This is a genomic window from Streptomyces sp. SID11385, assembly GCF_010548245.1.
Lineage (GTDB): Bacteria > Actinomycetota > Actinomycetes > Streptomycetales > Streptomycetaceae > Streptomyces.
In genome coordinates this window covers 1-6,189 of record NZ_JAAGLR010000851.1, presented here as the reverse complement: position 1 = coordinate 6,189, position 6,189 = coordinate 1, and the positions used below count along the sequence as shown (strand labels likewise).

9 protein-coding genes are annotated in these 6,189 nt (G+C 72.8%); 7 read left to right on the top strand and 2 right to left on the bottom strand.

The annotated features are described in order from the left end of the window. Together G3I42_RS25850 and G3I42_RS37855 are read left to right on the top strand one after the other, a co-directional pair. Positions 1–735 (top strand): TetR/AcrR family transcriptional regulator (locus G3I42_RS25850; protein ID WP_239096676.1); only part of this gene is annotated, 735 nt, incomplete at its 5' end. Positions 736–877: 142 nt separating this feature from the next. Then, a complete protein-coding gene (locus G3I42_RS37855; RefSeq protein WP_239096675.1) occupies positions 878–1,384 on the top strand; it encodes a hypothetical protein in 507 nt (168 codons plus the stop codon). 110 nt (positions 1,385–1,494) lie between these two features. On the opposite strand, the gene G3I42_RS25840 is transcribed toward G3I42_RS37855, so the two are convergent. Beyond that, complete coding sequence (locus tag G3I42_RS25840) at positions 1,495–2,061, bottom strand: DinB family protein (protein ID WP_164289803.1); 567 nt, start codon at positions 2,059–2,061, stop codon at positions 1,495–1,497. A gap of 212 nt (positions 2,062–2,273) precedes the next feature. Between G3I42_RS25840 and G3I42_RS25835 the strand changes: the two genes are divergently transcribed. The 3 genes from G3I42_RS25835 (at position 2,274) to G3I42_RS25825 (ending at position 4,512) form a co-directional block, all read left to right on the top strand. Next, a complete protein-coding gene (locus G3I42_RS25835; RefSeq protein ID WP_164289801.1) occupies positions 2,274–2,873 on the top strand; it encodes a Uma2 family endonuclease in 600 nt (199 codons plus the stop codon). 494 nt (positions 2,874–3,367) lie between these two features. Beyond that, on the top strand, positions 3,368–4,363 hold the full coding sequence (locus G3I42_RS25830) for an aldo/keto reductase (protein WP_164289799.1): 996 nt from the start codon (positions 3,368–3,370) through the stop codon (positions 4,361–4,363). Further along, positions 4,360–4,512 (top strand): hypothetical protein, encoded by a 153-nt coding sequence (locus G3I42_RS25825; RefSeq protein WP_164289793.1) that lies wholly within the window; start codon positions 4,360–4,362, stop codon positions 4,510–4,512. Before G3I42_RS25830 ends, G3I42_RS25825 begins: the two co-directional genes overlap by 4 nt. Here G3I42_RS25825 and thpR read toward each other — a convergent pair. Then, on the bottom strand, positions 4,509–5,075 hold the full coding sequence (gene thpR, locus G3I42_RS25820) for an RNA 2',3'-cyclic phosphodiesterase (RefSeq protein ID WP_164289797.1): 567 nt from the start codon (positions 5,073–5,075) through the stop codon (positions 4,509–4,511). The genes G3I42_RS25825 and thpR overlap by 4 nt on opposite strands. 184 nt (positions 5,076–5,259) lie before the next feature. Between thpR and G3I42_RS25815 the strand changes: the two genes are divergently transcribed. Both G3I42_RS25815 and G3I42_RS25810 read left to right on the top strand, forming a co-directional pair. Next, positions 5,260–5,796 carry a GNAT family N-acetyltransferase gene (locus G3I42_RS25815; protein ID WP_164289795.1) on the top strand — a complete coding sequence of 179 codons (537 nt, stop codon included), beginning with the start codon at positions 5,260–5,262 and terminating at the stop codon, positions 5,794–5,796. Positions 5,797–5,849: 53 nt separating this feature from the next. Further along, a partial coding sequence (locus tag G3I42_RS25810) for a DJ-1/PfpI family protein (protein WP_343244667.1) occupies positions 5,850–6,189 on the top strand: 340 nt, incomplete at its 3' end.

Below are 6,189 nucleotides of genomic sequence, written 5' to 3'. Positions count from 1 at the left end.
CGCCGCGCCGCCGCCCCCCGCAGCGCCGCGCCCCGCAGCCGCCGCGACCGTCCCGCGAAACCGGCGCTGAGCCGTGCCGGCATCGTCGCGGCGGCGATCCGGGTCATGGCCGCCGAGGGCCTCGACAAGGTCACGATGCGGCGCCTCGCGAAGGAACTCGACACCGGTCCCGCCTCGCTCTACGTGTACGTCGCGGGGACGACGGAGCTGCACGCGGCGATCCTCGACCAGCTCCTCGGCGAGGTGGAGGTCCCCGGGGCCGCCGAGATCCTCCCCGAGGAGGACGGGGCGGGCTGGGAGCAGCGCCTGATCGGCCTCCTCCACTCGTACACGCTCCTCCTCTTCCGTTACCCGGGCCTCGCGCGCTCCGCGCTCGTCGCCCGCCCCAGCGGTCCGCACTACCTCGACCTCGTCGAGCGCATGCTCGCCCTCCTCGCCGAGGGGGGCGTGGCGTCGGACCGTGCCGCCTGGGGCGTGGACCTGCTCCTTCAGCACGCCACCGCGACGGCCGCCGAGCAGACGGACCGCGATGCCTCACCGGTCGCCGACGAGGAGTGGCAGGCGGTCCGGCACGCCGTCCACGGCGTCGACCCCGACCGCCACCCGCACATCCGCGCGGCCTCGTCGCGTCTGCTCTCCGGCACCCCGGACGCCCGCTTCACGTGGTCCTTCCGCGCGCTGCTCCACGGCATCGAGCACACCCCGGTGCCCCCGCACGGCCCGTCCCAGGACTGATCCGGGGCAGCGTTCCGGCGGGGTCCCGGGCGGTGGCGTCCCTCCCCCGCCGGATGGCGGCCGACCACTCCCCTACCAAAGTCGTAGCACCGCAGACCCTTGCCCCTCGCGCGCCGACGTGGGGAGACGGGAACCTCGGAGCATGACGAAGGACGCGGGGAAACCGGAGAAGACACCACGGCCCGGCGACGGACCGCCGGAACCGCAGGCGGCGGGACCGCGAGCGGCCGGGCCGCCAGGAACGCGCGCGGGAAGGCCGTCCGAGGCGCACGCGAACGGCCCGTCAGGAGCGCACGCCGACGCGCCCGCAGATGCGCTCGCAGGCCCGTCCGCAGAACAGCACACGGGCCCGCCCGCAGACGCGCACGCCGCCGATCCGGCGGAAAAGCACAGCACCCCACCGTCGGACGAGCTGATCCTCACGCTGCTCATCGCGGCCGGGGTCGTCGGAGCGGCCGTCGGGGCGTGGGCTCTCGGACCGGTGGCACGGTGGTTGCTGGACGTACTGCCCGTGGCGCCGTTCCGGTTCGCGCTGCGGTTCCTGGGCGCGATCGACGCGTGGTGGGAGATGCTGCTCGCGGGGGCGGGCGGCGCCGTGGTCCTGCTCGTCGTGACGCTCGGGGCCCTGGAGAAGCGCGGGATCGGTTGACGGCGCGGCGCGAACCGGAACGGGCCGGCGCACACCGGCCGCGACGACGGCGCCTCGGCCAAGCTCCCGGCCCCGGACCGAAACGCCCCCGGGCCGAAACGGCCCCGCCCTCACTCCCCCACTCGCCCGTCCGTCAACTCCCTTACGACGTCGAGGTGTCCGGCGTGGCGCGCGTACTCCTGGAGTACGTGGAAGAGAATCCACGACAGCGTCGGCGGCTCGGCCGGGGGCGGGAAACGGCCCGTGCTCGCCGCGCGGTCCTGGAGTCCGGCCGCCGCGACGATCTGCCGCGACCGCGCGCACTCCCGCGCGAAGAGGTCCCGGATCAGCGCCGGGGACTCGTCCTCGCGCACGCGCCAGCGGCCCGATTCCGGGTCGTCGTCGCCCCACGCCGTACGCTCGTCCATCTCCTCACCGAGGAAACCCCAGCGCAGCCAGCGCCGTTCGACGTACGCGAGGTGCTTGAGCAGTTCGAGCGGCGACCAGCCGGAGGGCAGCCTGCTGCCGCGCAACTCCGCCTCCGAGAGCCCATCGAGCTTGGCGAGCACGGTGGCGCGGTAGTAGTCGAGGTACGCGGGCAGCAGTTCGGCGGGGTCGGTGAGCGACTGCGGAGGCTCGACGGGCGGGCCGGAAAGGGACACTGCCGGGCTCGGGTTCGGACGCACGTGGTCACTCATACGGACAACGCTAGCCCCCTGCGCACGTCCCGCCCCCACGCACGCCCCCGCCACTCCCCGAGCGCCTGAACCGCGCCCACCGCCCCGCCCCCGTGCCCCGGCGCGCCCCCCACGCCGCCGCACGCTCGTTCCCGTACCGTGTCGGGCCCGCTCCTCCTATCGTTGAGGAACGCGGCAGTGCGTCCAGCGCCCTGCCGGGGAGGAGCGCCACGATGACCCTCGTACAGACCGAGGACCGAATCACGATGGCAGACCAGGAACAAGACCACGACAGCGACCTCGACAAGATCTTCGAGTGCGTGGAGCGCGCCACCCCTGACGGATTCCGGTCCGAGATCGTCGAGGGGTACGTCTACATGTCACCGCAGCGAGAAGCTCATTGGCGCATCATCCGCCGTCTCGTGCGAGCTCTGGAGGACGCCCACGGCCTGGACGTCCTCGTCCTGTCGGACGTGCGTATCGACTTCCCCGGCGAGAGCAACGCGTTCGCCCCGGACGTGGCCAAACTCCGCAAGGACGCGGAACCAGTGGGTGGCCGCTGGCAGTACCAGGATGTCGAGTTCGTCGCCGAAGTCATCTCGCGGGGCACCGGCCAGAACGATTACGGTCCCAAGAAGGCGGCGTACGCGAGCGCCGAGGTGCCCGTCTACCTCGTCGCCGACCCGTACCAGCGCCGTTGCCACGTCTACACGGAGCCGCGTGACGGGGAGTACCGCGCCGAGACAATCGTGGAGTTCGGGCTCGACGTGGATCTGAGCAAGACACCGGCCGCGCTCGTCCTCGCGACAGAGGACTTCCCGGACCAGCCCTGAGCGCGGACCGCGGTCGGGGAATCGGGGCAGTGCGCGGGGAGGGGGTGCATCGCACGAGTCACCTAGGGGAGGGCCGAACGGATTCCCTAGGGGATCTATGGGCCCCCTGTGGTGGCCACAACGCTCGGCGCGAGGAGAAGGTTCCCGTTCCGCGCAGGCAGGCGCGCGGGCGGGCACGCAGCACGCAGCACGCAGCACGCAGCACGCAGCACGCAGCACGCAGCACGCAGGGTGATAACGCAACGCAGAGGTAGGAGATACGAGCCGAGCCGCCGCACTAGCTGTCGCGTTCCCCCACTCCCGTCGCCCGCCGTTCCCCTCCCCCGCATCGACGGCTCCCCTGCCGCACCGCTGCCCCGCGCACCGCTGCCCCGCGCGCCACTGCCCTGCTGCGCCCCTGCCCCGCCGCACCACTCCCCTCCCTTCCCCCCAGCTCTCCTCACCCCACTCCCCCCACTTGCCTGGAGTCCACTCCAAGGCGTTGGCTGGTCGGTATGAGGTACACGCAACTCGGACGCACGGGACTTGAGGTCAGCAGGCTCGTCCTGGGGACGATGAACTTCGGGCCGCAGACCAACGAGGCCGACAGTCACGCCATCATGGATGCCGCGCTCGACGCGGGAGTCAACTTCTTCGACACGGCCAACGTCTACGGCTGGGGCGAGAACAAGGGCCGGACCGAGGAGATCCTCGGGACCTGGTTCGCGCAGGGCGGCGGCCGGCGCGAGAAGGTCGTGCTCGCCACGAAGGTCAACGGCTACATGGGGGTCGGCGACCCGTGGCCGAACCACCACAAGCTCTCCGCCGCCAATATCCGCCGCGCGGTCGACGCGAGCCTCAAGCGGCTCCAGACCGACCACATCGACCTGTACCAGTTCCACCACGTGGACCGGAACACGCCCTTCGAGGAGATCTGGCAGGCGATCGACGTCCTGATCCAGCAGGGCAAGATCCTCTACGCCGGTTCGTCGAACTTCCCCGGCTACAAGATCGCGCAGGCCAACGAACTGGCCTCGCGGCGCGGCATGGTCGGCCTCGTGAGCGAGCAGTGCCTGTACAACCTGGCCGAGCGCCGCGCCGAGATGGAGGTCATCCCGGCCGCGCGCGAGTACGGGCTCGGGGTCATCCCCTGGTCGCCGCTGCAGGGCGGGCTGCTCGGCGGCGCGCTCAAGCGCGAGCGCGAGGGCGCGGCGAACGGTCGCACCGCGAGCGGTCGCAGCGCCGACGCGCTCAAGAACACGGCCGTACGGGACCAGATCGAGCGGTATGAGGCGCTGCTCGACAAGCACGGACTGCTCCCCGGCGACACGGCCCTCGCCTGGCTCCTCACCCGCCCCGGTGTGACGGGTCCGATCGTCGGGCCGCGCACGAGGGAACAGCTCGACTCGGCGCTGCGCGCCGTGGACGTCGAGCTCTCGGAAGAGGTCCTGAGCGGCCTCGACGAGATCTTCCCCGGTCCCGGGCCCTCTCCGGAGGCCTTCGCCTGGTGACGGCGGGCCTCCGGCAGGAGGCGCGCACGGTGGCGGCGGTACGGGGCTACTGGCCCACGGCCGCCGCCACCGCCACGACGACGAACATCATTACGAGCACACCGGCCATGATCCGGTTCCGGGTCTTCGGGTCCACTCTTCGAGCCTAGCCGTCCCGCCCGGCGGGCCCGGCCAAGGGGTACGTCGCCTCCGTCACGTACTGGTTCGCGATCCCGTGCCCGCCCGGCACGCTCCGCAGCAGGCGCACGCGGTCGGCGGTCCACGTCCGTCCGGAGAACGACCCGAGCAGTTCTTCGTACGAAGTGCGCAGTTCTTCGTACGCGCGGGGCGACAGCCTCCGCGAGACCCGCGCCAGCGACAGGTGCGGCCGGTAGGCGTGCTCCGTCGCACCGCCCAGGCTCCGCGCGGCCCCGGCGAGCGCGCGCAGGGCGGCGACGTCGCCCCGTACCCCCGTCCACAGCGTCCCGCCCCGGAAGCCGCCCGCTCCGGCGAGCGAGAGGCGCAGCGGCGGGTGGGAGACGGCCAGGGCGGTCAAACCCCGTACCAGCGGCTCCTGTTCGGCGTCCCCGTAGAACGCCAGGGTCACGTGCCAGCCCTCGGGGCGGGTCCACCGCACATCGTCCGCCCCCGGCAGGCGGCGCAGCGGGCGGACGACGGCGGCGAGTTCGTCGAGGGCCTCGGGCGGGGGCAGGAGCGCGGCGAAGAGTCTCATGGTGCCGGGAACGATCCCACAGGTCCCGGCGGAAGTCCCCCACGCCTGTGGATAACCAGGCAGGCAAGCCGATGGTCCGACAAGCTGCCCGCCGGAAGCGCGTCGACGCCCGTGAAAAGTCTCGTGATTCACAGTCTTGGCGCGCGGCCAGCGTCCGGCGCTCCGCTCCCCTAACCTCGCGGACATGGACACCTCCCGAGCGCTGACGCTCAGACCCGGCAAGGCAAAGGACGTCCCCGCCGTCCTCGCGCTTCTGGACGGGGCGGTGGACTGGCTGAGCGCGCGCGGCCGAACGGGGCAGTGGGGCACCCGGCACTTCACCGAGCGCCCGCGCGCGATCGAGCAGGTCGAGGGGTACTTCGCGAAGGGCGAGCCCTGGGTCGCGGAGCTGGACGGGCGCGTCGTCGGCTCGATGACGCTGACGGACGGACCGGGCCCGTACCTCGCTCCCGCGCCCGAGCCCGAGCGCTACCTGCACTTCCTCGTGAGCGACCGGAGCCTCGCCGGGCACGGCATCGGCGCCGCGCTCGTCGCCCACGCCGTCGCCGAGGCGCGGCGCGCGGGCGTCGGCCTGCTCCGCGTCGACTGCTACGCGGGCGACGACGGCCGGCTCGTCGACTACTACGTGTCGTGCGGATTCCGCCGTACGGAGCGCTTCGACCAGGACGGGTGGCCGGGCCAGGTCCTCGCGATCCGCCTGGACGACGCCTTGCGCCCGTAGGACCGCGCAAGCCGTGCCCTCCTTCCGGAGCCCGTTTCCGTAGCCTGGCCCGCGTGAACGACCGCCCCTCTCGTCGCCTCCGCCGCGTCGCCGTCCTGGTGCTCGAAGGCGCCAAGCCGCTCGATGTCGGCATTCCCGCGCAGGTCTTCTCGACCCGCGCGAGCATGCCGTACGAAGTACGCGTGTGCGGGGCCGCGCCGGGGCTCGTGACCGGCGGGGACGGGCTCTCGTACGGCGTCGCGCACGGCCTGGAGGCGCTGGCGTGGGCCGAGACCGTCTTCCTGCCCGGCTACCGCCACCCCGACCGCGAGGACCCGCCCGCCGAGGTGGTCGACGCGCTGCGCGCCGCGCACGCGCGCGGCGCCCGGCTCGCCGCGATCTCCACGGGCGCCT

Bases quoted from the DNA above. Each gene is read 5' to 3' on its own strand.
- G3I42_RS37855 (WP_239096675.1), top strand. From the start codon at position 878: ATGACGAAGGACGCGGGGAAACCGGAGAAGACACCACGGCCCGGCGAC.
- G3I42_RS25840 (WP_164289803.1), bottom strand. From the start codon at position 2,061: ATGAGTGACCACGTGCGTCCGAACCCGAGCCCGGCAGTGTCCCTTTCC.
- G3I42_RS25835 (WP_164289801.1), top strand. From the start codon at position 2,274: ATGACCCTCGTACAGACCGAGGACCGAATCACGATGGCAGACCAGGAA.
- G3I42_RS25830 (WP_164289799.1), top strand. From the start codon at position 3,368: ATGAGGTACACGCAACTCGGACGCACGGGACTTGAGGTCAGCAGGCTC.
- thpR (WP_164289797.1), bottom strand. From the start codon at position 5,075: ATGAGACTCTTCGCCGCGCTCCTGCCCCCGCCCGAGGCCCTCGACGAA.
- G3I42_RS25815 (WP_164289795.1), top strand. From the start codon at position 5,260: ATGGACACCTCCCGAGCGCTGACGCTCAGACCCGGCAAGGCAAAGGAC.